The organism is Lacrimispora sp. YZC11, assembly GCF_057543815.1.
On sequence record NZ_BAAJYQ010000020.1, the window covers coordinates 410,058 to 435,008 of the forward strand.

General features: G+C 44.0%; 21 protein-coding genes. 18 read left to right on the forward strand and 3 right to left on the reverse strand.

Features of this window, described 5'->3' with window-relative positions; genetic code table 11:
* Positions 1-108: 108 nt before the first annotated feature.
* Positions 109-1,530: an arginine-ornithine antiporter gene (arcD, locus tag AC27IJ_RS23425; protein ID WP_487150993.1), complete on the forward strand. Its 1,422-nt coding sequence runs from the start codon at positions 109-111 to the stop codon at positions 1,528-1,530.
* Positions 1,531-1,730: 200 nt separating this feature from the next.
* A complete protein-coding gene (locus AC27IJ_RS23430; RefSeq protein WP_487150995.1) occupies positions 1,731-2,717 on the forward strand; it encodes a helix-turn-helix transcriptional regulator in 987 nt (328 codons plus the stop codon).
* Here the strand turns inward: AC27IJ_RS23430 and AC27IJ_RS23435 are convergent.
* On the reverse strand, positions 2,709-3,689 hold the full coding sequence (locus tag AC27IJ_RS23435; RefSeq protein ID WP_487150997.1) for a helix-turn-helix domain-containing protein: 981 nt from the start codon (positions 3,687-3,689) through the stop codon (positions 2,709-2,711). The two genes, AC27IJ_RS23430 and AC27IJ_RS23435, sit on opposite strands and share 9 nt — an antisense overlap.
* A 261-nt stretch (positions 3,690-3,950) precedes the next feature.
* Here AC27IJ_RS23435 and arcA point away from each other — a divergent pair, with 261 nt between their 5' ends.
* The 9 genes from arcA to murA all read left to right on the forward strand — a co-directional run bounded on the left by arcA (position 3,951) and on the right by murA (position 15,416).
* On the forward strand, positions 3,951-5,189 hold the full coding sequence (gene arcA, locus AC27IJ_RS23440; RefSeq protein ID WP_487150999.1) for an arginine deiminase: 1,239 nt from the start codon (positions 3,951-3,953) through the stop codon (positions 5,187-5,189).
* Between the two features lie 39 nt (positions 5,190-5,228).
* Complete coding sequence (gene argF / locus AC27IJ_RS23445; protein WP_312441107.1) at positions 5,229-6,221, forward strand: ornithine carbamoyltransferase; 993 nt, start codon at positions 5,229-5,231, stop codon at positions 6,219-6,221.
* Positions 6,222-6,235: 14 nt separating this feature from the next.
* Positions 6,236-7,174 (forward strand): carbamate kinase, encoded by a 939-nt coding sequence (gene arcC / locus AC27IJ_RS23450; RefSeq protein WP_313259493.1) that lies wholly within the window; start codon positions 6,236-6,238, stop codon positions 7,172-7,174.
* A gap of 210 nt (positions 7,175-7,384) precedes the next feature.
* A complete protein-coding gene (locus AC27IJ_RS23455; RefSeq protein WP_487151002.1) occupies positions 7,385-8,629 on the forward strand; it encodes an AraC family transcriptional regulator in 1,245 nt (414 codons plus the stop codon).
* 72 nt (positions 8,630-8,701) lie between these two features.
* A complete protein-coding gene (locus AC27IJ_RS23460; protein ID WP_313181582.1) occupies positions 8,702-9,046 on the forward strand; it encodes a hypothetical protein in 345 nt (114 codons plus the stop codon).
* Positions 9,047-9,071: 25 nt separating this feature from the next.
* A complete protein-coding gene (locus AC27IJ_RS23465) occupies positions 9,072-9,536 on the forward strand; it encodes an arginine repressor (RefSeq protein WP_312441112.1) in 465 nt (154 codons plus the stop codon).
* A 17-nt stretch (positions 9,537-9,553) separates the two neighbouring features.
* The gene (gene argS / locus AC27IJ_RS23470) at positions 9,554-11,335 is read left to right on the forward strand and encodes an arginine--tRNA ligase (RefSeq protein WP_487151004.1); all 1,782 of its coding nucleotides are present in this window, start codon (positions 9,554-9,556) and stop codon (positions 11,333-11,335) included.
* Between the two features lie 204 nt (positions 11,336-11,539).
* Positions 11,540-14,017 carry a hypothetical protein gene (locus AC27IJ_RS23475; RefSeq protein ID WP_312502678.1) on the forward strand — a complete coding sequence of 826 codons (2,478 nt, stop codon included), beginning with the start codon at positions 11,540-11,542 and terminating at the stop codon, positions 14,015-14,017.
* Positions 14,018-14,123: 106 nt separating this feature from the next.
* Positions 14,124-15,416, forward strand: a complete 1,293-nt coding sequence (murA, locus tag AC27IJ_RS23480) for a UDP-N-acetylglucosamine 1-carboxyvinyltransferase (protein WP_312441117.1) — start codon at positions 14,124-14,126, stop codon at positions 15,414-15,416.
* A 36-nt stretch (positions 15,417-15,452) separates the two neighbouring features.
* Here murA and AC27IJ_RS23485 read toward each other — a convergent pair whose 3' ends face one another.
* Positions 15,453-16,361 (reverse strand): helix-turn-helix domain-containing protein, encoded by a 909-nt coding sequence (locus AC27IJ_RS23485; protein ID WP_312502676.1) that lies wholly within the window; start codon positions 16,359-16,361, stop codon positions 15,453-15,455.
* A gap of 167 nt (positions 16,362-16,528) precedes the next feature.
* Here AC27IJ_RS23485 and AC27IJ_RS23490 point away from each other — a divergent pair, with 167 nt between their 5' ends.
* From AC27IJ_RS23490 to AC27IJ_RS23510, 5 genes are all read left to right on the forward strand, one after another.
* Positions 16,529-17,458: a nucleotidyltransferase family protein gene (locus AC27IJ_RS23490; RefSeq protein WP_312441119.1), complete on the forward strand. Its 930-nt coding sequence runs from the start codon at positions 16,529-16,531 to the stop codon at positions 17,456-17,458.
* Positions 17,458-18,570: a phosphotransferase enzyme family protein gene (locus AC27IJ_RS23495; protein ID WP_312502675.1), complete on the forward strand. Its 1,113-nt coding sequence runs from the start codon at positions 17,458-17,460 to the stop codon at positions 18,568-18,570. Before AC27IJ_RS23490 ends, AC27IJ_RS23495 begins: the two co-directional genes overlap by 1 nt.
* Before the next feature lie 126 nt (positions 18,571-18,696).
* Positions 18,697-19,713: a UDP-glucose 4-epimerase GalE gene (galE, locus tag AC27IJ_RS23500; protein WP_312502673.1), complete on the forward strand. Its 1,017-nt coding sequence runs from the start codon at positions 18,697-18,699 to the stop codon at positions 19,711-19,713.
* Between the two features lie 162 nt (positions 19,714-19,875).
* Complete coding sequence (locus tag AC27IJ_RS23505; protein WP_312441122.1) at positions 19,876-20,235, forward strand: acylphosphatase; 360 nt, start codon at positions 19,876-19,878, stop codon at positions 20,233-20,235.
* A gap of 189 nt (positions 20,236-20,424) precedes the next feature.
* Positions 20,425-21,243, forward strand: coding sequence for a hypothetical protein (locus AC27IJ_RS23510; protein WP_313152164.1), 819 nt, complete (start codon positions 20,425-20,427; stop codon positions 21,241-21,243).
* A gap of 265 nt (positions 21,244-21,508) precedes the next feature.
* Here the strand turns inward: AC27IJ_RS23510 and AC27IJ_RS23515 are convergent, their stop codons facing one another.
* Positions 21,509-22,417 carry an AraC family transcriptional regulator gene (locus AC27IJ_RS23515; RefSeq protein ID WP_312441124.1) on the reverse strand — a complete coding sequence of 303 codons (909 nt, stop codon included), beginning with the start codon at positions 22,415-22,417 and terminating at the stop codon, positions 21,509-21,511.
* A gap of 235 nt (positions 22,418-22,652) precedes the next feature.
* Here AC27IJ_RS23515 and AC27IJ_RS23520 point away from each other — a divergent pair, with 235 nt between their 5' ends.
* Positions 22,653-23,957 carry an ABC transporter substrate-binding protein gene (locus tag AC27IJ_RS23520; RefSeq protein ID WP_331667258.1) on the forward strand — a complete coding sequence of 435 codons (1,305 nt, stop codon included), beginning with the start codon at positions 22,653-22,655 and terminating at the stop codon, positions 23,955-23,957.
* An 82-nt stretch (positions 23,958-24,039) separates the two neighbouring features.
* Positions 24,040-24,945 (forward strand): carbohydrate ABC transporter permease, encoded by a 906-nt coding sequence (locus tag AC27IJ_RS23525; RefSeq protein ID WP_313259658.1) that lies wholly within the window; start codon positions 24,040-24,042, stop codon positions 24,943-24,945.
* Positions 24,946-24,951 lie beyond the last annotated feature (6 nt).

Here is a 24,951-nt window from a genome sequence, read left to right on the forward strand (position 1 = left end):
GGTGCCAAATTACAAGAAAAAAGCCCTTTTTTGTCAGACATCTTTTTCTGTAATTCCTTATTATAAAAGTATAAATATACATGAAACTTTTATAATAAGGAGGTTCTTATGGAAACGGAGAATAAGAAACTGGGACTTTTGGCACTGACTGCACTGGTAATCAGTTCTTCTATCGGAAGCGGAATATTTGGTATTGCGTCGGACATGGCGGAGGGGACAAGTCCTGGGGCAGCTATTGTGGCGTGGATCATCACCGGCGTGGGAGTTCTCATGCTGTGCCTGGCATTGACCAATATTATTAATAAGCGGCCTGAATTAAGTGGGATTTTCAGTTATGCAACAGAGACATTTGGCCCGTTTGGAGGATTCATCAGCGGATGGGGATACTGGTTATCCGCGTGGCTTGGCAATATTGCTTTTGCCACTATTATGATGAGTGCACTCAGCTATTTTATCCCCGCACTTGGGGACGGAAGCAATCTTCTCTCCATTATTGTGGCAAGTGTGATATTATGGATTATGTGTCTGGTTGTAAACAGGGGGATTGAAAGCGCAGCATTTTTAAATGTTATAATAACTGTCTGCAAATTAGTTCCTCTTTTGCTTTTTTCCATTGTGGCAATTATAGCGTTTAAAACGGACATATTTACTATGGATTTCTGGGGAACTGTTTCAGGAAAATTTTCTTTCAAAGATGTGATGTCTCAGGTAAATTCCAGCATGATGGTGCTCATGTGGGTATTCGTGGGAATTGAGGGCGCGGCAATGATGTCAGATCGTGCTAAAACAAAAAAAACGGCGGGGAAAGCCACCGTACTTGGTCTGTCAGGACTTTTATGTGTCTATCTTCTTTTATCTCTTTTGCCCTATGGATTAATGAGCCGCGGTGAGATATGTGAACTAAAGCAGCCTACCATGGCATATCTCCTTTCTTATATCGTAGGCCCGTGGGGAGCGGCTTTTATCAATATTGCAATGATTATATCAGTCGCGGGCTGTTGGTTGTCATGGACTATGCTTCCTGTTGAAACCACATTGCTGATGGCACAGCAGAATCTTCTTCCGAAAAAATTTGGAGAAATAAATGCCAAAAATGTACCAACCTTCTCTCTGGTCTTTATGACTGTTCTTTCCCAGATTTTTATCTTTACCCTGTTATTTACGGATAAAGCCTATAATTTTGCTTATTCTCTATGTACTGCAGCAATCTTTATTACATGGATCCTGGTATGCGTATATCAGATGAAGCTTTCTTATGAAAATCGCGGAAAAAGGGGGGAGGCCGGACAGCTGGCAGTAGGAATTATCGGAACCGTCTTTTATGCATGGGCAATTTGGGCTTCCGGAATCGGATATTTTCTGCTTTGCATGCTGGTTTATATTATCGGTATTTTCCTGTACGTGAGAGCAAGAAAAGAAAACGGAGCAGAAAAAGTCTTTTCAAAAAAGGAAGGGATCGTTATACTGTTCATTCTTCTGGGGGCCGCCATCTCTGTTTATATGCTGATAATCGGTGGAATCGCTGTTTGATTACCTGACTGAAAAACACCATTTGGAACTCCTTCGATGATTCTTCTGGATCAGGAGTGAGTCATAGTCTGAACATGGACAGGCAGTCCTTAAGCTGAGGGTACTGCGAAGCGGCCTGGGTTCACCAGTAGTACTACCAGCCGGGGGACTGTGAGCTCCCGGTTTACCTCAAAGAGACATCCAGGATAATGGAGGTTCAAATGAGTACAATAATTTTTATATTTGACATCGTACTGATCATAATTTTTGCCTGTTCCGGTACGCTTAATGTAACTGCATACTGCAAACACAAGCATGTCAGGGATTTAGAGACCGGCGTGCTTATGTTCTTTTACTGCCTGAATTCCATGATTATTTTCATGTCTGATTTTCTTCTTAAAGTGCCCCTTTTCGAAGGGGCTTATCATGTGCTGACCTACTTCGGCGTTAAGGTTATCTGCGGAATTGCAATAAGCGCCCTGTATCTGTGTCTGACAACTTCTTTTCTTGAGAAAAAAATCGGGTTCCTTCATGCCATTGTTATGATGCCGCTTATATGTGTTACGGTATATGTAGGGAACTTAAATGGTTCGGCAACGCAGCACTGGATATTTTACACAATCCGTCAGATATATCTGGCAGGCTATGTTCTTTATTATTTTATCTATTATGCATATTCCAAGGACAGAGAGTATCAGATACGGATCAGTAAATATCGGTCCCTTTTTCTTGTTGGCGGTATTTTTGCTGTTCTGGTTTTCGCCGAAGACAGTACAGTTATCTTTAATTTTCAGTATGTGGTCAATATTCTTGACTTGAAAGTGTTTACGGAACATAATTTGAGCGAAGATATATTTTTTGCGATTCTGGCAATCATCGGAGTAAAGAATGGATTTTCACAACTGACTCAAAGCATAGAGCAGGCAGAAGCAGCTCCGTGTAAAGCCGGGCCGGAAAAGGAAGTCCCATTGGAAGAGGAGCCTTTTATCACAGCTTATGGACTGAGCAACCGCCAGCGTGATGTGCTGTTTCTGCTGATGAAAGACTGGACCTATCAGAAAATGGCAGAAGAACTGGGACTGTCTGTGGGAACCGTAAAATTTCATGCCCATGGAATTTATGAAAAAACGGATTCCAGGAACAGGTCGGAACTGATTCATAAATATAAGGAATTTTATGTAAGCTGGGGGCAAAATCCATTAACCTGAGTTCTGCTTTTTGCTGTTTTCATACAGAACGCATAACTCCTGCCGGGATTTTGTGCCGGTTTTTTTCAGAAGGTTATGGACATGGGATCGGACGGTAAATGCTGAGATAAGAAGTTTGGCGCTGATCTGCTTATCGGTGGCATGGTTTAACAGCTCTGTAAGGATAGTTTGTTCCCGCAGAGTGAGATGATAGGAGTTACAAAAAGAATAATAGAGAGCAGGTTCGTCATTTGGTGAAGTTTCAACCTCCAAATCCGACTCCTGGAAATTCACAGCAGTTTTGCATGCATGCAGAGCTGCTGTTTTTTGCAGGAAAAAACAGATATAGATCAGGGCGGTGGCAGCAAATAAAAAATCAATGGAAAGAATACGGGAGAAGGAAATCATGCCATAAGTGGGGAAAGCAAAAATCCTGATAAAGGTTTCCAATATACCGGAAAGGGAAAAAATGATAAAGGCCTGGAAGACTATGGGATGAAAAACGGATAAAGGTTTCTCTTTCTGAGCAGTACCTGTCTTATTTGCAAGAGCATGAAACGAAAAACTTCTGTAAAGCAGGAAGATGGGGAATAGAGAGTTATAAATAAACAGGGCGCCCTTGCTGCTTTTTAAGGTGGGAACCACCAGCAGAAGAAAAATAAATGGATACAAAGCAATGGATTCATAGAAGGGAACTTTTAAGGTATGATTCAGCAGACAGCTCAATTTTAACAGGCAGATGGAAACGGATATGGAAATAACCGTACTCCATATGGGCATGGAAATATAAGCATCCTGGTAGATCCGGGTGAATTCGGGAATAAATTCTGCCATAGATACAACTAGCTGATTGGCGAATAAAAAGAAATAGAGTGCAGACAGCCAGGCAGAGATACCGCATCGTTCACTTAAATAGCGGCAGAAAGCCAGAAGGCACACTCCGAAATATAAAATTAAAAGTGTATTGTCATACAAGTAAAGTATCAATTTCATGATTCCTCTTGAAATTTTTTCTTTCAGTATAGCGTGTAAGAAAAATCAAGTCAAGATAAATTGTGAGAAATGTACAAAGTTTATGGAAGGTTTTGTCTAAAATGTAGAGCATTCATAAAAATAGATGAAAAAGTTTATTCCAAACCCTGATTTTTGGTGCTATTCTCTGATGGACGTGAGAGCTAAAGAGCAAAAACGTTGTAAAGGATGCCAATGATAAACAATTGGAAGAAGAGAAAACATAAAAGGAGGTTACTGATTATGCAGAGTATTAATGTAAAAAGTGAAATTGGTCGCTTAAAACGAGTATTGCTGCACAGACCAGGAAAGGAATTATTAAATCTGACGCCGGATACATTGGAGAGGCTTCTCTTTGATGATATTCCTTTTTTAGAGGCTGCACAGCAGGAGCATGATGCATTCGCTGAGACATTGAGGAACAATGGGGTGGAGGTGCTTTATCTGGAAGATGTTATGGCCGAGGTGTTGGACTTAAACGATGGAATCAGAGATGAGTTCATAAAACAGTGGATCAATGAGGCCGGAATATCCACCGAATTGTATAAGAAAAAAATTTATGATTACATGATGCAATTTAAGGATGACAGCAAGGCGCTGGTACTTAAATCTATGGAAGGAATTGTTTTAAAGGAACTGAATTATACAAAGAGCGGTTCCCTGGTAGACCTTATGAGTGATTCTTCTAAACTGGTGATCGACCCTATGCCGAATCTGTATTTCACCCGTGACCCATTTGCATGTATTGGGAACGGGGTCAGTTTAAACCGGATGTATTCTGTAACTAGAAACAGGGAAACCATTTATGGAGAGTATATCTTTAAATACCATCCGGATTTTAAAGATAAGGTTGAAAAATATTACGACCGTTACAACGCGTTTCATATTGAAGGCGGGGATATTTTAAATATCAACGATAAAGTTCTTGCTGTGGGAATTTCCCAGAGAACGGAGCCGGATGCACTGGAATTGCTGGCAAAGAATATTTTTGAAAAGGAAAACAGTACAATCAAAACCATTCTTGGATTTAACATCCCAAACAGCCGCGCATTTATGCACCTGGATACGGTGTTCACCCAGATTGATTACGATAAATTTACCATTCATCCGGGAATTCTGGGTCCCCTTCGGGTTTATAAAATTGAAAAAGGAAACTGCGGAAGTGAAATCACGGTAGAAGTCCTTCATTCTGATCTTGAGACGATTCTGGAAGAAAGTCTTGGTGTTGATAAGGTAGAACTGATCAAATGCGGCGGAGAAGATATGATTGCAGCAGAAAGAGAGCAGTGGAACGACGGCTCCAATACCCTTTGTATTTCACCGGGAACTATAGTTACCTATCAGCGTAACACAAAGACCAATGAATTACTGAGACAGAGGGGGATGAAGGTCCTTGAAATTCCAAGTGCGGAACTGTCCAGAGGCAGAGGGGGTCCTCGCTGCATGAGTATGCCGCTGGACCGTGAACCCGTTAATTACTAAATTTTACCTGAAAATAAAACAGAAAAAGGAGATAAAGAGATGGCAGTAAACTTACGAGGCCGCAGCTATTTAAAATTATTGGATTTTACACCGGAGGAAATCCGCTATTTGATTGATCTGGCTAAGAATTTTAAGAACTTAAAGAGAACCAACACTCCCCACAAATATCTTGAGGGAAAAAATATCGTTTTATTATTTGAAAAAACATCCACAAGAACCCGATGCTCTTTTGAAGTGGCGGGCAATGATCTTGGAATGGGAGTTACATATCTTGATCCGGGCGGTTCTCAGATGGGGAAGAAGGAAAGCATTGCGGATACGGCAAGAGTCCTTGGAAGAATGTATGATGGGATTGAATACCGGGGATTCAGCCAGGAACTGGTTACTGAACTAGCACAGTATGCGGGTGTTCCGGTTTGGAACGGATTAACAGATCAGTTTCACCCCACCCAGATGCTTGCAGATCTTCTGACCATTGAAGAGCACTTTGGCTTTTTAAAGGGAATCAACTTTACTTTTATGGGAGATGCCAGAAACAATATGGGAAATTCCTTAATGGTGGCATGTGCCAAAATGGGGCTTAATTTTACAGCCTGTGCGCCGAATGATCTGTGGCCGGCCGAAGAACTGGTTGAAGTGTGCCGGGAGATCGCGGCAGAAAATCAGTGTACCATAACGCTGACGGAAGATGTGGAAGAGGGAACTATGGGAGCCGATGTCGTCTATACGGATATCTGGGTTTCCATGGGAGAACCGGATGATGTATGGGAGACACGCATCAAGCTTTTAAGCCCGTATCAGGTAAATGAAGCGGTTATGGAGAATGCGGGAAACCAGGCCATCTTCATGCACTGCCTCCCGTCTTTCCATGACAGAAAAACCACCATTGGAGAAGACATTTATCAGAAATTCGGCCTGGCAGAAATGGAAGTAACAGATCAGGTTTTTGAGGCCAGGTATTCCAAGGTTTTTGATGAGGCAGAAAATCGTATGCATACCATTAAAGCAGTTATGTATGCAACACTTTGCTAGAAAGGTTGACCAGGATGAAAAGAATTGTAATCGCCCTGGGCGGAAATGCGCTGGGCAATACATCGGAAGAACAGTTGGAGCGGGTAAGAATTACGGCGGCGGCAGTTGTGAATATCGTAAAAGCGGGATATGAGGTGGTCGTGTGCCATGGCAACGGTCCCCAGGTAGGAATGATAAACCTTGCTTTTGAAAAGGGTCATGAGGCGGGAATTGTACCGGATATGCAGCTTCCTGAATGTACGGCTATGAGTCAGGGATATATCGGTTATCATCTTCAGCAGGCCATTGATCAGGAGCTTGTTAGAAATCACATTGAAGATACGGTTGTTATTACGATGCTGACGCAGGTGATTGTGGATGAAAAGGATCCGGCTTTTGAGAATCCTACGAAACCCATTGGAAGATATTATGATGAGGCGGAAGCAAAAAAACTGATGGAGGAAACCGGCCGGAAGTATGTAGAGGATTCCGGACGGGGATACCGCCGGGTGGTGGCGTCTCCGCAGCCGGTAAGCATCTATGAAAGAATTTCATTAAATACGCTGATTAATGCCAATCATGTAGTCATTGCCGGCGGAGGCGGCGGCATCCCTGTAGTCAGAGACGGGGATGGTTCCTACCATGGAGTGGCTGCAGTGGTTGATAAGGATCTGGCAGCTGAAAAACTGGCGGAGCTGGTGGAGGCAGATGTATTTGTCATACTGACCGCAGTGGACCGGGTTTCCATTCACTTTGGAAAACCAAACCAGGAAGATCTTTCTCAGATTACTCTTGCACAGGCTGAGCAGTATATAGAAGAAGGTCATTTTGCTGCAGGCAGCATGCTTCCCAAGGTAAAGGCTGCTATGAAATTCATAGAGCAGAAAAAGGATGGAATATCTATTATCTGTTCACTGGAAAAAGCAGCAGAGGCTTTAAACGGAACAACTGGAACAAGGATTGTCAGCAGATAAGACGAAAGAAAAGATATCCCCCCATTTTATTTACGAGGACAGTGAGCTGGGCGAACATGCGTGCATGTTCAACAGACGGCGCCTCTGTATGCAGATAAAATGGGATATCTTTTCCTGATGTATGAATAAAACTACTTATATTACAGAGAAACGGATGAATATACAATAACTTATAAATGTATTTCGCAAAATCTGGAAGGATTTAACAAGATGAAAGAGTATATTGAGCTGCAGACGCAGTTCTGTTCAAAGATTGATATTAAAAAAATATGCACTTTTGATTACGAAACAATCACGGAAAGAACTTTGCCGTTGTATCACAGAAGTCCAAGATTCATTTTAGTGAGAGAAGGAAAAGGCAGTATTGAGATAGACAGAAAAAGGTATGAATTAAAATCAGGGGTACTGCTTTCCATACTGCCATGGGAATGTACGCAAGTCGTAGAGGTGAAGGAGTCCTTAAATTTTGAAATTGTTAAATATAATTATGATGTGGTGGCGGAGAATCTAAAATCTTCTTCCTGCATATGGGATCCGGTTTCCGTATTAAAGAGACTGGAAGAATCCCCCTATGCATATCTATCGAATGAAAGGAAAACAGAGATGGAATACCTCTTTCTTAAAATCAGGGAAGAGGTGGGGATTGAATCGGTAATGGATTTTCGGGAAAGAAGGTCCTATCAGGAAATAAATATTATTATGCTGCTTTCTTCTTTGATTATTGCATTTTGCCGTGTGATAGATAACCGGGATAAAATAATAAGTATGAAAAACGATTTAGAAGACAACCGGATGTTGATTCTGCGTTACATCTACATGCATCTGGGTGAAAAGATCACCTTGGAAAGAATTGCAAAACAGTTTTATTTAAGCAAATCATCGGTCCGGATGTATGTCTATGAAAAAACAGGACTTGCGTTTCAAGAACTGGTGAGTGAAATGCGGATTATGAAAATAATCAATTACCTTTTGTATACGGATATGACTTTGGAGGATATTGCGCCTATTCTGGGATATGTAGATGCGGCGCATATATCCAAGGTGTTTTCCTGTCGGATGGAAAATAAGGTCAGTGAGTATCGGAGAACCTATCAAAAAGTTTTGAACATTACTAATATAGAAGAAAAAAGGCTGGCGTACCAACTTGTGGAATATATTACTAAAAACTATCAGGAGGATATTCAGGCACTGGGAACGTCTGAAAAATTCGGCATTTCCATAGAAGAGATGAACCGGCATTTGATTATGCAGGTAGAATGCAATTTTTCTGATTTTATAAACCGGCTCAGGATAGATAAGTCATGTGAAATGCTTCTTGATACGAATAAATCTATTACGGATATTGCCATTGAAGTAGGCTATGGCACGGTAAATACATTCCGCAGGAACTTTATTCAACTCAGACATGTTCTGCCCAATGAGTTCCGGACAACCCAGGCAAAGCTTGTCAACTAATGGAGGCATCCTGCGGGTCTGCCTCTATGCAAAAAGAGCGTTGCGAAAAAGTGGAAAGGTAAGAGGGAAAGAATGGAATACCAAAAAGAAGAATATGTAACTTGTGATCATCTGATTAAAATGAAGTTTAAAATAGGAAAGATCGTAAAGTGTACGGAAGTAACCCAGTCAAACCGGCTTTTATGCTTTCAGGTAGAGATCGGGAATAAGATATGCCAGATTCTTTCCGGTCTTAAGGGATATTATAAAACGGAAGAAGTCATTGGAAAAAAGGTAATGGTTCTGGAAAATGTGAAGACCACCAGGCTGGCAGGGATGAAATCAGAAGGCATGCTGATGGTGGCGGAGGACCGGGCGGGGAAACTGGCCCTGATGGTTCCTGACCGGGATATGGAAACTGGAGTTGAAATTCTTTAGGAGATGTAGATAGAAGGGGAATGCCGTGAATGAATTAGAGAAAGATAATATAAAAAGCAGGCGCCAGAAGAAAATCCTTGAACTGATCAGGCGACACCCCATTATGACCCAGACAATGCTTAAGGATTGCTTAAGCCGGGAGGGAATTCATGTGACTCAGGCTACCTTATCCCGGGACATTCGTGAAATGAACCTTATAAAGGGAGTAAATGGAGAAGGATATTTTCAAAGCAGAATCGTTCCCAAACGCCAGATATCCCACAGGCTTTTTGTACTGTTTTCCATGGCAGTTAAGGCTGTGGAGCAGTCAGGGAATGTGATTGTCATTGCCTGCGAGCCTGGAATGGCTGCCTCGGTCTGTTCCATCATTGATGAACTGGGCTGGAACGAAATCATAGGAACCATTGCCGGGAATGATACCATTTTTGTTATTACAAGGGAAGGTACTTCACATCAACTGGCTGAGCAATTTAAGAATATTAACAGTTAAGAAGGGATGGAATGTTTATGGACAAGTTTTTAAGTATTTTAACCTCTGAAATGGGCAGGGCATTTGAAGCCTGTGGTTATGAAAGAGAAAAGGCAGCAGTAACCTTGTCTGCCCGTCCGGATTTGTGTGAATACCAGTGCAGCGGCGCCATGGCGCTGGCAAAGAAGGTTCGTAAGGCTCCGTTGGAGATTGCAGGTGAAATTGCGGGAAAATTAAAAGATTCCGGATTGTTTACCAGGATTCAGGTCCTGTCTCCAGGATTTATAAATTTTAACGTATCAGAAAAATTTTTAACTTCTTACCTCAATGAGATGCTGGGTGACAGCCGTATGGGCTGTGAACAGAGCAGAGAAAGAAAAACTATCATAGTGGATTACGGAGGCCCGAATGTGGCTAAGCCTCTTCATGTAGGACATCTCCGTTCTGCTATTATCGGAGAAAGCGTAAAACGGATCGGCCGGTATATGGGACATGAAATGATCGGTGATGTACATATCGGGGATTGGGGACTTCAAATGGGGCTTATTATTACAGAACTGAAGCATAGAATGCCGGATCTGGTTTATTTTGATGATGAGCATATAGGAGAGTATCCGGAAAAAGCGCCGTTTACCATTGCTGATCTGGAAAGTCTTTATACAGCAGCCAGTTCAAGAGCGAAAAAGGATGAGGATTTTAAGGAAGAAGCCAGGCAGGCGACCGTTTTTCTTCAGAGCCGGAAGTCTGGTTATTACGAGCTTTGGAGGCATATCTTAAATATTTCCGTTCAGGATATTCGGAAAATCTATGATCATCTGAACGTACATTTTGAACTGTGGTACGGAGAGTCTGATGCAGAAGCCTTCATTCCGGATATGGTTGACCGGATGCAGAAAGAAGGATATGCCTATGAGAGCGAAGGAGCACTGGTGGTTGACGTTTCCTGTGAAGAAGATGAAAAAGAGGTGGTTCCCTGTATTTTGAAAAAATCAGACGGAGCTTCTCTTTATACCACAACGGATCTTGCAACGATTGTCCAGCGGGAAAAGGATTTTCATCCGGATATGATTCTTTATGTTGTGGACAAGCGCCAGGAGATGCATTTTCTTCAGGTATTCCGTTGTGCCAGAAAGACAGGACTGGTTCCAGATGGTACGAAACTGACGCATCTGGGATTCGGGACTATGAATGGAACGGATGGAAAACCATTTAAGACCCGTGAGGGCGGAGTCATGCGTCTGGAAGTGTTAATGAAAGAAATCACTGGGGAGATGTACCAGAAGATGGAAGAGAATTCCAGAAACAGACCGGAAGGCTTAAAGAAGGAAGAAATACTGAAAACAGCGGAAACGGTCGCTGTAGCCGCATTAAAATACGGGGATTTATCCAACCAGGCATCAAAAGATTATGTGTTTGATATGGAACGGTTTCTCTCTTTTGAAGGAAATTCAGGTCCTTATATTTTATATACCATTGTAAGGATCAAGTCTATTTTAAATAAGTATGAGAAAATGGGGAGAAACCTGGAAAGACCCATGGTTTTAATCCCTCATGACAGAAGTGAGAAAAACCTGATGCTCATTCTAGCAGCTTTCGGGGCAGTAATGGAAGCCGCCTATGAGGAGTTTGCACCTCATAAGATATGTACCTATATCTATGATCTTTCCAATGCATTTAACCGGTTTTACCATGAGACAAAAATCCTTGTCCAGACGGATGAAGAGGTACAGAAATCTCACCTTTCTCTGTTGGTGCTTTGCAAAAGGATTTTGGAAACCTGTATTGATGTTCTAGGATTCTCGGCGCCGGACAGTATGTAATAAAGAAATCTGACCTCAAAATTCTTCTAATTAACGAATGTTTAAGAAAGTTTTCATTGTAGTTTTGGATATTATTGTATACAATAAAGATGACGAGGTTGAAAGAAAAACATCTTTCAACCTTGCGTTTGTGAACCAATTGGATAACAAGCATATCCGCGTGATCATTAGTATACAAAAATGCGAAAACAGAGGAAGTTTGGGATGAATCAGTTAATTAAAAAAGTAGGAATTTTATCTGCGGTTTTCGTTATAGCAATCGCAGTTTATTTTATATGGAACCAGAAAAATACGGAAAAAAACGATGTTATGGTATATACCTCCATGGATGAGGCAGCCTTGCCCGTGGTATATTCCGATATGAATGGAAGAAAGATGAACCTTCTCCATGGATATACCCAGGATATGAAGCAAGGGGTTTCCCGGGAAGCTCTTACCGTTCTTCCTGCGGACAGATCCATGAACATACAGATATCAGATTATAAAGGCAGTATCCAGGGGATTGAGTATGAAGTCCGCAGCATGGACTTAGGACGTCTGGTGGAACGGACAAAGGTAGATACGTGGAACCAGGGAGAGGGAGGCGTTACGGCCACGCTTCCGATCCAGAACCTTCTGGCAAAGGATAAGGAATACCTTCTCATTCTGTCATTGGATACCTCGGGGAATGGGAAGCTGCTTTATTATACCCGCATCATGTGGACGGACAGCACCAATGTAAAGGACATGATCGATTTTGCGGTTGATTTCACCACCCGGACTTTTGATTATGATCAGGCCCGGCAGCTTACCACTTATCTGGAAACCAGCGAGGGAGAGGATAACAGCTCCCTTGGCCATGTGACCATCCGCTCCAGCTTTTCCCAGCTTACATGGGGAGGGCTTTCGGTGACGCCGGTAGGAGACATAAGGGCGACTCTTAAGGATTTAGATGGAATCATGTGCAGCGTTCAGCTGGAATATGAGGTGGCCAGGACCGGAGAGGATGAAACTCAGGAGCTGTATGAGGTGGAAGACAGCTTCACGATGAAATGGGACAGCAGACGTATCTACCTTATGGATTTTGAACGGAATACCAATCAGGTATTTTCCGGGCAAAAGGGACTGTTTTCTGGAAAACGGATTATGCTTGGCATTTCCAACCAAGATGAAATACGGACTGCAAAAAGCCCTTCAGGGGATTGCCTGGCCTATGTGGTAAACCGGGATTTATGGGCCTTTGACCAAAGCCGTGAGCATGCGGTAAAGGTGTTTTCTTTCCGAAGCGGCGAAGATGATGGGCTTCGCAGCGGCTACAACCAGCATGATATCAAGATATTGTCGGTCAGTGATAACGGAGATGTGGATTTCCTGGTTTATGGGTATATGAACCGGGGAATTCACGAGGGAAGCTTAGGTGTCGCCATGTATCAGTACAGCAGCCAGGACAATGCCATTGAAGAGCGCTTTTTCACCCCTGTGACCCTGTCCTTTGACATGCTTAAAGAGGATATCGACCAGCTGGCTCACGTGGGAACCAATGGGATGCTTTATCTGATGGCGGACCGGGCGGTCTACGGCATTGATTTAAACAGCAATGAATATATGGTACTTGCAGATTCCCTGGTTGAGGGCGGATATGCGGTCAGCAGCAGATCGCGCCGTTTTGCATGGCAGGAGGGCAGTGACCTTTATGGAGCCGGAGTGGTTCATCTCATGGACCTGGATACCGGAGTGAAGCGGGAGATAACCGGTGGCGAGGATAATATCTATAGACCCCTTGGGTTTGTTGGGGATGATTTCATTTACGGAATTGCCCGGAAAGGCGACGTGTGGGTGCAAAACGGAAGGACAAAGGATGCTCCCATGTACCGGATCGAGATCATGGACCAAAGCGGAAAGATCGTTAAGGAATATGAGCATGAAAATGTTTACATCGCAGATGTGTCCGTGGAAGCCAGCCGGATCCATCTGACTCAGGTGGCGAAATCCGGTGATCAGTCCTATGTGGCTTCCAAGCAGGATACCATTGTCTGCAACCAGGAGCTGACAGACGGAGAGATGGAAGGCATTGGCTGGTACGCCTCAGAGGACAGAAGAAAGTTGTATTTTGTCCAGCTGGATAAAGACGTGGTAAGCCGGGATGTAAAGATCTCGGTTCCCAAAAAGGTAGCCTATGAAACCACGGAGGTCGTGGAATTAAAGGGCAATACAAGAACCCAGGAAAATAAGTTTTATGCATATGGGGGAGGCCATTATCTCGGAAGCAGCCGCAGTTTTACGGATGCCCTCACCCTTGCTTATGATAAAATGGGAGTTGTGACCGATAAGAACCAGGAAATCATATGGAGCCGTGTGAACCGTCCGCCGGTCCGCAACATGAAGGAGCCTTTAAAAACTGGAGCAGCCTTTTTGCGGAATCTGGAAGGATTTACTGAGAACAGCTTCTATGGGGATGGAGTCCTTATGCTGGATGCCAGGGGCTGCACCTTAAGCCAGGTATTGTATTTCATCGGCCATGGATGTCCGGTGGCAGCCTATAACCTTCAGGGCGGTTATGTGCTCCTTTCCGGCTATGATTCCTATAATGTGACGGTCTATAATCCGGTATCCGGAGAGAGCCAGAAAATGGGCTTAAATGATGCCTCTGCATACTTTTCAGGCCAGGGAAATGACTTTGTCTGCGGAGTATTTACGGAATAGAAAATGCGTTCTCTTTACAAATTCGTAAGATATGTTATAATCATAAAAGGCTAATGGAAAAATTTAAGAATTTTGTAATAGATAACATGATAATCAGAGGTGTGAAATGGAGCAGTATATTATGAAGGGCGGAAATCCCCTGGTCGGTGAAGTGACCATTGGCGGAGCAAAGAATGCCGCTTTAGGAATTCTGGCAGCAGCGATCATGACAGATGAGGATGTTCTGATCGATAATCTTCCTGATGTCAGAGATATAAATGTGTTGCTGGAGGCCATAGAGGAGATCGGTGCAAATGTGGAGCGGATTGACAGGCATACAGTCCGCATCAATGGCAGGACCATCCGGGAAGTTTCAGTAGATGATGATTACATCCGTAAGATCAGAGCCTCCTATTATTTTATCGGAGCAATGCTTGGCAAATACAAAAGCGCCCAGGTTCCCCTTCCGGGAGGCTGCAACATCGGAAGCAGGCCCATTGACCAGCACTTAAAAGGATTCCGCGCTCTTGGAGCCGATGTAAGGATTGAACGTGGGGCCGTGATCGCTCATGCAATTGATCTGGTGGCAAGTCATATCTATCTGGACGTGGTAAGCGTCGGAGCTACCATCAACGTCATGATGGCGGCAACTCTTGCTGAGGGACAGACGATACTGGAAAACGTGGCAAAAGAGCCCCATGTGGTTGACGTGGCAAACTTTTTAAACAGTATGGGAGCCAATATCAAGGGAGCCGGCACGGATACCATCCGAATCCGTGGGGTGAGAAAGCTCCATGGAACCGAATACTCCATCATTCCGGACCAGATTGAAGCAGGTACCTTTATGTGTGCCGCTGCCATCACCCGTGGAGATGTAATGGTAAAAAATGTCATCCCAAAGCACTTAGAGGCTATTTCTGCAAAGCTTTTGGAGATGGGATGCGAGGTCGTGGAGTTCGACGATGCGGTCCGCGTGGTCGGTAAGTCATATCAAAAGCATACGGATATCAAGACACTTCCCTATCCGGGATTTCCAACTGATATGCAGCCTCAGATGACAGTGACCTTGGCCCTTGCAAGAGGTACCAGTGTAGTCACAGAGAGCATTTTCGAAAACCGTTTCCGCTATGTGGATGAGCTGTCCCGTATGGGAGGCAATGTCAAGGTAGAAGGAAATGTAGCCGTTATTGACGGCGTAGAAGGCTTTACCGGGGCGTTTGTCAACGCTCCTGATCTCCGTGCAGGTGCGGCGCTGGTAATTGCCGGACTAGCTGCGGATGGATATACGGTTGTGGATGAGATCGGATACATCCAGAGGGGCTATGAATGTTTTGATGAAAAGCTTCAGGGCCTTGGTGCCATGATTGAAAAAGTAGATTCTGAACATGAAGTAAAGAAATTTAAATTAAAAGTTGGTTAGGCGGGGATAATTCCCGCCTTTTTCTATTTGTGCGGGCTATTGCTTTTCCATACCTTTTTCCGAAAGGGACCGTATGGAGGTGGCATATTCCGACGGCGTCATTCCGGTCAGCTTTTTGAACTGCCTGGAGAAATAATGGACAGAGCTGTAGCCTAAGCGGTCAGCAATTTCGGTAAAGTTCAGCTGGTTGCCGCGGATCAGCTGCTTTGCTGCGTCGATTTTCATGCCTGTGAAGAAATCGATGACCCCGCAGCCATAGACTTTATGGAAAATTTTCTGAAGCTGTGACCGTCCGGTTAAATTATCCCGGCATATGGTTTCAATGGTAAGGTGTTCCCCGATGTGCTCCTCCATATAGCGGACGATGCGGTTGTGGGCATCCCCATGCATGGAGCTTGCTGTCACGCGTCCGGTAGAAATCTGTTCCGGATTTGAAAAGTATCTGCGGTAAAGATGGATGATCAGCTCCTCTAAATAATTTCCGATCAGCTGCTCCGCCCCAAAGGACAGGGGAGGCTGCCTTCGGACCAGCTCTTCCTGGTATGGGTCGTCAAGCCTTTCTGAAAATGCATTCCGCGCCTCAATAATGATCTGTGCCAGCAGGGCCATTTCCGTCTCCTGTACGGAAAGGACTTCTCCCTCAAAGGCTTTCATGAAGGGTGAATTGCATTCAAAACTTACCACCACCAGATTGGGAGCTACGGTTCCGTTGGTCAGGATATTGTGGAACTCCCCGGGCTTGTGGAAGATGATGTTTCCCCGCTTTAATGGGATCTGCTTTTCGCCGGCCATTACATCGATGACTCCCTTGTCAACGCAGACAAACTCCCAGAAGTCATGGCTTTCCCCAGGAAAGGAGAAATCGCTCATGTATTCGAAATAGTGAATGGTTATGACTTTTTTTACAATTGCTGAGGAACGCAGCTGGGTGCTTTTATATGCCATGGAAACCTCCTTCCGGACAGATGTGATTGTGTTATGGACAGTATACCACATTCCGTGGTAAAATAGCGAGAAGAGAACGATAATGCAAATTAAGTAATAAATAGTGCAAATATCTTTTGGCGTGCATTCATTATACTGAGGTTAATAGAATTTAGGAGGTAACACCGATGAATAAGAAACCGGTTCTGGTAATCATGGCAGCAGGTATGGGAAGCCGCTACGGGGGCTTAAAGCAGATCGATCCTGTGGACACCTATGGAAACAAGATCATTGACTTTTCTATCTATGATGCGGTTTGGGCTGGATTTGAAAAAGTAGTCTTTATCATTAAAAAAGACATTGAAAAGGAATTTAAAGAAAATATCGGGAACCGCATGGCGGCTCATGTGCAGGTGGAATACGTATATCAGGAGCTTGATAAGCTTCCGGAAGGATATGAGATTCCGGAGGGAAGAGCAAAACCCTGGGGAACAGGACATGCAATTTTATGCTGCAAGGACATGGTAGACGGTCCTTTCGCGGTCATTAATGCAGATGATTATTATGGCAGAAGCGCCTTTGTTTCCATTTACAACCAGCTTAATAAGGTTTCTGACGGGAAGAAGTACCAGTACACCATGGTCGGCTACCAGCTTTACAACACCCTGACGGAAAACGGCCATGTGGCAAGAGGCGTATGCAGTACCGATGAAGCAGGAAAGCTCATTGACATTCATGAGCGGACCAGGATCGAAAAACATGGCGACAAGGCAGAATTTACAGAGGATGACGGTAAGACCTGGACAGAACTTGGAGAGGACACCATCGTATCCATGAATATGTGGGGATTCACAAGCAGCATATTAAAGGAGCTTGAGGAACGGTTTGCCGCATTTTTAGACAGGGAGCTTCCTGTAAATCCTGTGAAATGTGAATACTTCCTTCCCTTTGTGGTTGATGAGCTGTTAAAGGAAGATAAGGCAGAGGTTTCAGTATTAAAGAGCGTGGACCGCTGGTACGGAGTCACTTATAAAGAAGACAAAGAGACCGTGGTAAATGCCATCAAAGAACTGAAAGAAGCCGGCCTGTATCCGGATAAGCTATGGGAGGAAAAGTAATGGGAGACGCACAGTGCGGAAAAATCAGAGAGGCCATCGGACTTCTGGCCTTTGAGGGAGAGCCGGTTTCATGGAACCGCTATGGAAGCGGCCATATTAATGATACATTTCGTCTGATCTGTAAGACAGGGGACGGGGAAAAACACTACATCATCCAGAGAATCAACCATGAGGTCTTTAAGGACCCGGTTTCTCTTATGAGAAATATTGCAGGCGTTACTTCCTTTTTGCGGGAACGGATCGAAACCCAGGGCGGAGATCCGGCCAGGGAGACGCTTAATATTGTGAAAGCAACAGATGGCAAGGATTACTGCCAGGACAGTGACGGGAATTATTGGAGAGGCTATCTTTTTATTGGAGGGGCCACCACCTATGATAAGGTAAGACAACCGGAGGATTTCTACCGTAGCGGCAAGGCGTTCGGGCGGTTTAAACGCCTGCTGGCAGAATATCCGGCAGATGAACTGGCGGAAACCATCCCTGATTTCCACAACACCCCGGTTCGTATGGAAGCCTTTAAGGCGGCTGTGAAAGCCGATACCTGCGGCCGTGCCCATCTGGTAGAGGCTGAAATAAAATTCGCCCTTGACCGGGAGAAAGAGGCAGCCATTGCCATGAATATGTTAAAGGAAGGCAGGCTCCCTCTCTGTGTTACCCACAATGATACCAAGCTTAATAACATCATGATCGATGATGAAACCGGAGAAGCCCTGTGTGTGATTGACCTGGATACAATTATGCCAGGCCTGTCCATCTTTGATTTTGGCGATTCCATCCGTTTTGGGGCCAATACGGCTGAGGAGGATGAGCCTGATGTGAGCAAGGTATCCTTGTCCCTGCCTCTGTTTGAGACCTATACCAGAGGATATTTAGAGGGATGTAAAGGAAGTTTGTCGCCGGATGAAAAGAAGATGCTTCCCATGGGGGCAAAGCTTATGACTTTTGAGTGCGGCGTGCGTTTCTTAACAGATTTTCTTCAGGGAGATACTTATTTCCACACAAGCAGAGAAAATCACAATCTGGACCGGACCAGGACCCAGTTTGCGCTTGTGGCTGACATGGAGAAGAAGTGGGAAGAAATGGAAGAGATTGTCCGCAAGAGTGAAAAATAAGAAAAGCAGCTTTCAACATTGAATTAATGAACAGCATGCCCCGCTTCACCAGGCATCAACTGGATATGTAAGCATATCCGATTGGTTCATTAGTATATAAAATATGAATAAGAAAGAGGAGAGAATATGAGAATATTGGTAACCGGAGGCGCCGGATATATCGGCAGCCATACATGCATTGAACTTTTAGAACAAGGCCATGAAGTTGTTGTAGTGGATAATCTTTGCAATTCCTCCAGAGTGTCCCTGGAGCGGGTGGAAGCCATTACCGGGAAAACGGTAACCTTCTATGAAGCAGACCTTCTGGACAGGGATGCGCTAGAGAAGATATTTGATCAAGAGGAAATCGATGCTGTTATCCATTTTGCCGGATTAAAGGCTGTGGGAGAATCCGTTGCCAAGCCTTTGGAATATTACCACAACAACATCACCGGGACTCTGATTTTGTGCGATGTTATGAGGGAGCATAAGGTAAAGAACATCATATTCAGTTCCTCGGCAACCGTATATGGCGATCCGGCCTTTGTACCGATCACGGAAGAATGCCCCAAAGGTGCTATTACCAATCCTTACGGGCAGACAAAGGGCATGCTGGAGCAGATCCTCACAGACCTTCATACCGCTGATCCGGAATGGAGCGTGATCATTCTTCGCTATTTCAATCCTGTTGGCGCTCATAAGAGCGGTTTAATCGGAGAAGATCCTGCGGGAATCCCCAATAACTTAACACCCTACATTACCCAGGTTGCAGTCGGCAAGCTGAAGGAAGTAGGTGTATTTGGAAATGACTATGACACGCCTGATGGAACCGGAGTCAGGGATTATATCCATGTGGTGGATCTGGCAGTTGGCCACGTAAAAGCCCTTGAAAAGCTGGCCTCCTCAGAGCCTTTGGTACGCATCTATAATCTGGGAACCGGGCAGGGCTTTAGCGTGCTTCAGATGATAGAAGCGTTTTCTAAGGCATGCGGAAAAAATATCCCATATTCCATCAAACCCCGCCGCCCAGGTGATATTGCAGAATGCTATGCAGATGCAGCTCTGGCTAAAAAGGAGCTTGGCTGGGAAGCAATACGCGGAATTGACGAGATGTGTGAAGACTCCTGGAGATGGCAGTCCGGGAACCCTAACGGATACAGGTAAAAGCTTAGGGGCCTTTGCCCTGCATGATGCACCGGCTGGTCTTAATGGCGGCCAGCCGGAAGCAGATGCTCTATGAATTTTTTCGACCCATCAAACAGCTATTATTTCAGATCACCGTTGAACTTTAATACTGATAAAATAAGAATATATTTTGAGGGAAAGATGAAGATAAAAATGATGTTGAAACAGATCAGGAATAATTATGTTATTGAGCAGGTGAGAAGAATTAATATTCCAGAATTTGAACCGAATAAGATCATACGGTATCATATTATTTTTTCGGGTAGAGTACAACGCGTTGGTTTTCGCCTGGAAATAGAGCAGCTGGCATTAAGATTAAAATTAACTGGATGGATAAAGAACCTTGAGAGCGGAAATGTTGAAATGGAAATTCAGGGAATGAAAAATAAGATAGACTTCTTATTGGAGTTTATGAATTCGCTGAAACGTATTAAAATAAGCCAAATGCAAAAAGAGATAAGAACTCTTTTAAACCAGGAAGAGGAGTTTAAAATCATTTAATTACGTAGTTATTTACTATCGTGATAATTAAAACAGATAGTTTCCGTTATCAAAATATCTATCCTTAGGATTTTCATTCCATGGACGGATATTTTTTTGTTTGGCTGTCAATTACAAAAGGATTACATCAATTTTAGTAGTAAGAATTTAGAAAGGATCGTATGCCTGTATACTGCATACATAATGAGAATGCAAATTATTGAACAATTCATAGCGTCAAAGTATGGTGATGATGCTTTGTGTGAGGATGGGTTATTTATCAATGATAAATTTATTGCTGTAATGGATGGAGTCACTGCCAAAGGAGATATTTTATGGAACAATAAGACCAGCGGATTTCATGCAAAGGAAACACTGCTGAATGCTATGGAACAATTAAACGGAAGTGAAAGTGCGGTTCAGGTATTGGAATATTTAAATTCCCAGCTTCATAAGCAATACAATGGCAACGATGATTATTTCCTTAAAAATACAACGGAGAGAATACGGTCTACCATTGTGATTTACAGCCGCAGATATCAACAGATTTGGTGCTTTGGAGATTGCCAATTCAGCATTAATGGGCAAGTATTTCAAGAAGAAATGGAAATCGATCGATTGCTGGCGGAAGTGAGATCAGTATATCTTCAATCAGAGCTTATCAGCGGAAAATCAGTAGAAGAACTATGTTTTTCGGACCCATCTCATGAAATTATCTTTCCTGTCGTAAAAAATCAACTGTACTTTTCCAACTGTGATAAAGGCGGCAAGTATGGATTTAATGTATTGGATGGTTTTTGCAATGATTTCTCAAAGATAATCATCCGTGACGTGGAAGAGGGGGATACGGTCATATTAGCATCTGACGGATATCCCAGATTAGAACCATCATTGTATGAAAGCGAGTTGTATTTAAAGGAACTTAAGGAACATGATCCATTGTGCATTGAAAAATATAAAGCTGGGTCAGGCTTTACTAACGGAAAAACTGCCATTGATGACAGGACTTATATAAAATTTATCGTTTAAAATAGGCTGGAACAGCCTTTAGGCTCACAGCAGATGCCGGATATGAATGAAAAGAGAATTATGAATAGGTGAAAAAAGAACAGGAATACCGTCGCTTGCATGAAGTTATCATGACTTCATACAAGTGTGCGGCACTCCTGTTCTTTTATAGGGTTATTTCCGTTCAGAAAATCAGGACTTGTCAGCCATTCACCTGAGAGCACGCAGACTTTGCCACGGCAAGGCTAATAAGCCGGCAATATTCCCGAAGAATTCAGGCCTGGGCTTATAGGCTTGGGTTTCGCAGCATATTTTTATCAGACAGCTTTTTTATGGAGGTGGCGTACTCCGTAGGGGTCATCCCGGTCAAATGCTTAAACTGCCTGGAGAAATAGTGAACCGAGCTATACCCCAGCTGATTGGCGATCTGGGTAAAATTAAGCTTCCGGTTCCGGATAAGCTGTTTGGCGGCATCGATTTTCATACCGTTAAAATATTCAATAACACCGGTGTTTCCCTTTTCAAAGAAAAGCTTTTTTAACTGGGAAGTGCTGATTAGATTGTCCCGGCTGATCTGGTCAATGGTCAGCTGGGTGGAGATATTCTTCTCGAAATAAAGAAGAATGGTTTCATAGATGTCCTCTGCAGAAGGGATGTCCTTATGGAGGGCGGGAGCCCGCCGGGCTGAAAAAGCACGGCGGTACATTTGTATCAGGAATATTTCCAGATAAATTTTTATCACCTGCTCTGCCGCAAAGGGACCATGTTCCTTTCGCACCAGCACCTCCTGATAGGGATTGTCAAGCCTTCCGTCAAAGCACAGGCGGGCTTCCGCAATGATCCGTGCCAGAAGCTCCTGCTCCTCCTGCCCCACCTTTAAGATCTGCTCCTTAAAAGAAGTCATGCGGGGTGACTGGCAGTCAAATCCAATGACCACAAGGTTGGGAGCAATGACTCCATTGGCCAGAACCCGGTGAAATTCATTTGGCTGATGGAAAATAACATCACCTTTTTGAAGCGTCAGCCGTTCATGATCAGCCACCACGTCCACTTCGCCCTTATCGACACAAAGCAATTCCCAAAAGTTATGAGATTCTCCCGCAAACGTGAAGTCACTCATATATTCAAAATAATGAATGCTGATGATCCGGTGTATTGTCACCTCTTCTGTTAATTCCGTATACTTATATTTCATGCTACCCCCCTGATTCTATAGACTAAATGCTTTCGCATTCACAAAAGCGACATTGTGCAAATAGCATATAATTTATCTGTATTTTAACTTCTAATTATGAAAAAAGCAAACAATAAAAATCTAAAATGTTAAAAATGATGACCTTTTGTACAAAGCATTTTGTCTAAAAGTATAATAATATAGACTCACCAAGAACATCCGACGGATAAGTTGGATAACAGAGGGAGGTAACATTATGAAAAAACGTTTTATGGGTGTTATGCTAAGTGCAGTCATGACTGCCGGTCTTCTGGCGGGATGCGCCGGAGGGGCTTCCACAGCCACCACAGCGGCGGCCGGGGCTTCCACGGATGCGCCGAAGGAGACGGCTGCAGGCGGCGGGGAAGGGCTTATTTACTGGTCCATGTGGGAGGCAACAGAGCCTCAGGGCCAGGCGATCCAGATGGCAATCGACAAATTTACGGCAGATACAGGGATTAAGGTCGATGTTCAGTTTAAGGGACGTACGGGAATCCGTGAAGGTCTGCAGCCGGCTTTGGATGCTGGAACCAACATTGACTTATTTGATGAGGACATTGACCGTGTGAACACTACATGGGGGCAGTACCTGATGGATTTAGAGGATCTGGTAAAGACTTCCGGTTATGAAGCCAATGCCAATGCGGGCTTAATAAAGGCCTGCAGGGAAGTAGGAAACGGAACATTAAAATCCATTCCTTACCAGCCCAATGTATTTGCATTTTTCTATAACCAGTCTATTTTCGATGAGGCAGGAATCAAGGAAGTGCCAAAGACCTGGGAAGAGCTTGATGCAGCTTGCCAGAAGATCAAGGATGCAGGCTATACTCCCATTACCTGTGATGACGCCTACATCACAGCCATGTTTGGCTATCACATGTCCAGACTTTTAGGCGAACCGGGAACAGAGGCGGTTGTTAAGGAAGGCAAATGGGATGACCCGGCAGTCCTTAAAACGGCTCAGGCTTATGAAGACTTTGCACAGAAAGGGTATTTTTCAGAAACCATTGCTTCTAACGTATGGCCTGCAGGACAGAACCAGGAGCTTGCTCTTGGAACGGCAGCCATGTATTTAAACGGCTCCTGGCTTCCCAATGAAGTAAAGGATATGGCAGGAGAAGACTTTAAGTGGGGCTGCTTCAGCTATCCCGCAGTGGAAGGCGGAAAGGATGGCACCAATGCCTCCAACTACGGCGCTCAGGTTTTGGCGATCAACAAGAATTCCCAAAATGGAGAAAATGCATTTAAGCTGATTGAATACATCACTCAGGGAGAATTTGACAAGAAGATGTCCGAGATGTCAATGGGTATTCCGGCTGATTCCAGAAATTCAGAGTGGCCGGTACAGCTTGCCAGTGTGAAGCCAGTTATGGAGAGCTTGAGCGTACGCTATCCGTGGGCAGCCGGAGCGGAAGCCAATGCTGACTTAACACCGATTATCAAGGAAAACTTTATGAAGCTTTGCGGAGGTTCCATTACCGCTGCAGAGTTCACCGACGCTCTGAAAGCGGCTGGCAAATAATCCGGATCAATAGATTTAATGTGGTGGCACCGCTTTGGCGGTGTCACCCTGTGATTAAGGAAAGCCGGGGGAGGTATTTAACGTGAAGAAGAATAAGACAATGATTGCCGTATTTCTAACGCCGGCAGTATTGATGTTTGTCCTTGTATTCCTATATCCCATACTCAGGACAATTTTAATGAGTTTCTTTAAGATTGAAGGAATCACGGATTCTATGACCAAGTGGCAGTTTACCGGATTAGCCAATTACAGCAAGCTTGCGGCGACCAGCTTATTTCGTATTTCCATGTGGAATCTGTTCCGCATCTGGTTGATAGGCGGATTGGTTGTTATGTCCCTCGCACTTTTGTTTGCGGTGATCCTCACCAGCGGGATACGTTTTAAAAGCTTTTTCAGGGCAATGATCTATCTTCCCAACGTAGTCAGTGCGGTTGCCCTTGCAACCATGTGGCTTCAGTATGTATACAGCCCTAAGTTCGGTCTCCTTAAAAATGTATTTTCCGCCGTGGGACTTAAGTATTTATCCAAAGTCCAGTGGCTTGATAATGATCATAAATTCATGGCCCTGCTTGTTGCTTACTGCTTTGGTATGGTGGGATACCACATGCTGATATTTGCAAGCGGGATCGAACGGATCGGGGAGGATTACTATGAGGCGGCCACTTTGGATGGAGCAAATAAAGTAAACCAGTTCCGCTATATCACCCTTCCCCTGTTAAAAGGGGTATTTAAAACCAATATCACCATGTGGAGCGTCACATCGGTAGGCTTTTTCGTCTGGTCCCAGCTGTTTTCAACGGTTACGGCGGATACCCAGACCATTACTCCCATGGTTTATATGTATATGATGATTTTTGGAGCCGGCAACAGCATGACCGAGCGGAATGCGGGCCTGGGAGCGGCAATCGGCGTTTTTTTAAGTATCTGCGTGGTAGCTGTCTTCCTGATATGCAATAAACTGATAAAAGAGGATGATCTGGAATTCTAAGGAGGG

What these genes read in the sequence shown, in the direction of transcription:
- arcD (WP_487150993.1), top strand. Translation starts at nt 109, where the DNA reads ATGGAAACGGAGAATAAGAAACTGGGACTTTTGGCACTGACTGCACTG.
- AC27IJ_RS23430 (WP_487150995.1), top strand. Translation starts at nt 1,731, where the DNA reads ATGAGTACAATAATTTTTATATTTGACATCGTACTGATCATAATTTTT.
- AC27IJ_RS23435 (WP_487150997.1), bottom strand. Translation starts at nt 3,689, where the DNA reads ATGAAATTGATACTTTACTTGTATGACAATACACTTTTAATTTTATAT.
- arcA (WP_487150999.1), top strand. Translation starts at nt 3,951, where the DNA reads ATGCAGAGTATTAATGTAAAAAGTGAAATTGGTCGCTTAAAACGAGTA.
- argF (WP_312441107.1), top strand. Translation starts at nt 5,229, where the DNA reads ATGGCAGTAAACTTACGAGGCCGCAGCTATTTAAAATTATTGGATTTT.
- arcC (WP_313259493.1), top strand. Translation starts at nt 6,236, where the DNA reads ATGAAAAGAATTGTAATCGCCCTGGGCGGAAATGCGCTGGGCAATACA.
- AC27IJ_RS23455 (WP_487151002.1), top strand. Translation starts at nt 7,385, where the DNA reads ATGAAAGAGTATATTGAGCTGCAGACGCAGTTCTGTTCAAAGATTGAT.
- AC27IJ_RS23460 (WP_313181582.1), top strand. Translation starts at nt 8,702, where the DNA reads ATGGAATACCAAAAAGAAGAATATGTAACTTGTGATCATCTGATTAAA.
- argS (WP_487151004.1), top strand. Translation starts at nt 9,554, where the DNA reads ATGGACAAGTTTTTAAGTATTTTAACCTCTGAAATGGGCAGGGCATTT.
- AC27IJ_RS23475 (WP_312502678.1), top strand. Translation starts at nt 11,540, where the DNA reads ATGAATCAGTTAATTAAAAAAGTAGGAATTTTATCTGCGGTTTTCGTT.
- murA (WP_312441117.1), top strand. Translation starts at nt 14,124, where the DNA reads ATGGAGCAGTATATTATGAAGGGCGGAAATCCCCTGGTCGGTGAAGTG.
- AC27IJ_RS23485 (WP_312502676.1), bottom strand. Translation starts at nt 16,361, where the DNA reads ATGGCATATAAAAGCACCCAGCTGCGTTCCTCAGCAATTGTAAAAAAA.
- AC27IJ_RS23490 (WP_312441119.1), top strand. Translation starts at nt 16,529, where the DNA reads ATGAATAAGAAACCGGTTCTGGTAATCATGGCAGCAGGTATGGGAAGC.
- AC27IJ_RS23495 (WP_312502675.1), top strand. Translation starts at nt 17,458, where the DNA reads ATGGGAGACGCACAGTGCGGAAAAATCAGAGAGGCCATCGGACTTCTG.
- galE (WP_312502673.1), top strand. Translation starts at nt 18,697, where the DNA reads ATGAGAATATTGGTAACCGGAGGCGCCGGATATATCGGCAGCCATACA.
- AC27IJ_RS23505 (WP_312441122.1), top strand. Translation starts at nt 19,876, where the DNA reads ATGAAGATAAAAATGATGTTGAAACAGATCAGGAATAATTATGTTATT.
- AC27IJ_RS23510 (WP_313152164.1), top strand. Translation starts at nt 20,425, where the DNA reads ATGCAAATTATTGAACAATTCATAGCGTCAAAGTATGGTGATGATGCT.
- AC27IJ_RS23515 (WP_312441124.1), bottom strand. Translation starts at nt 22,417, where the DNA reads ATGAAATATAAGTATACGGAATTAACAGAAGAGGTGACAATACACCGG.
- AC27IJ_RS23520 (WP_331667258.1), top strand. Translation starts at nt 22,653, where the DNA reads ATGAAAAAACGTTTTATGGGTGTTATGCTAAGTGCAGTCATGACTGCC.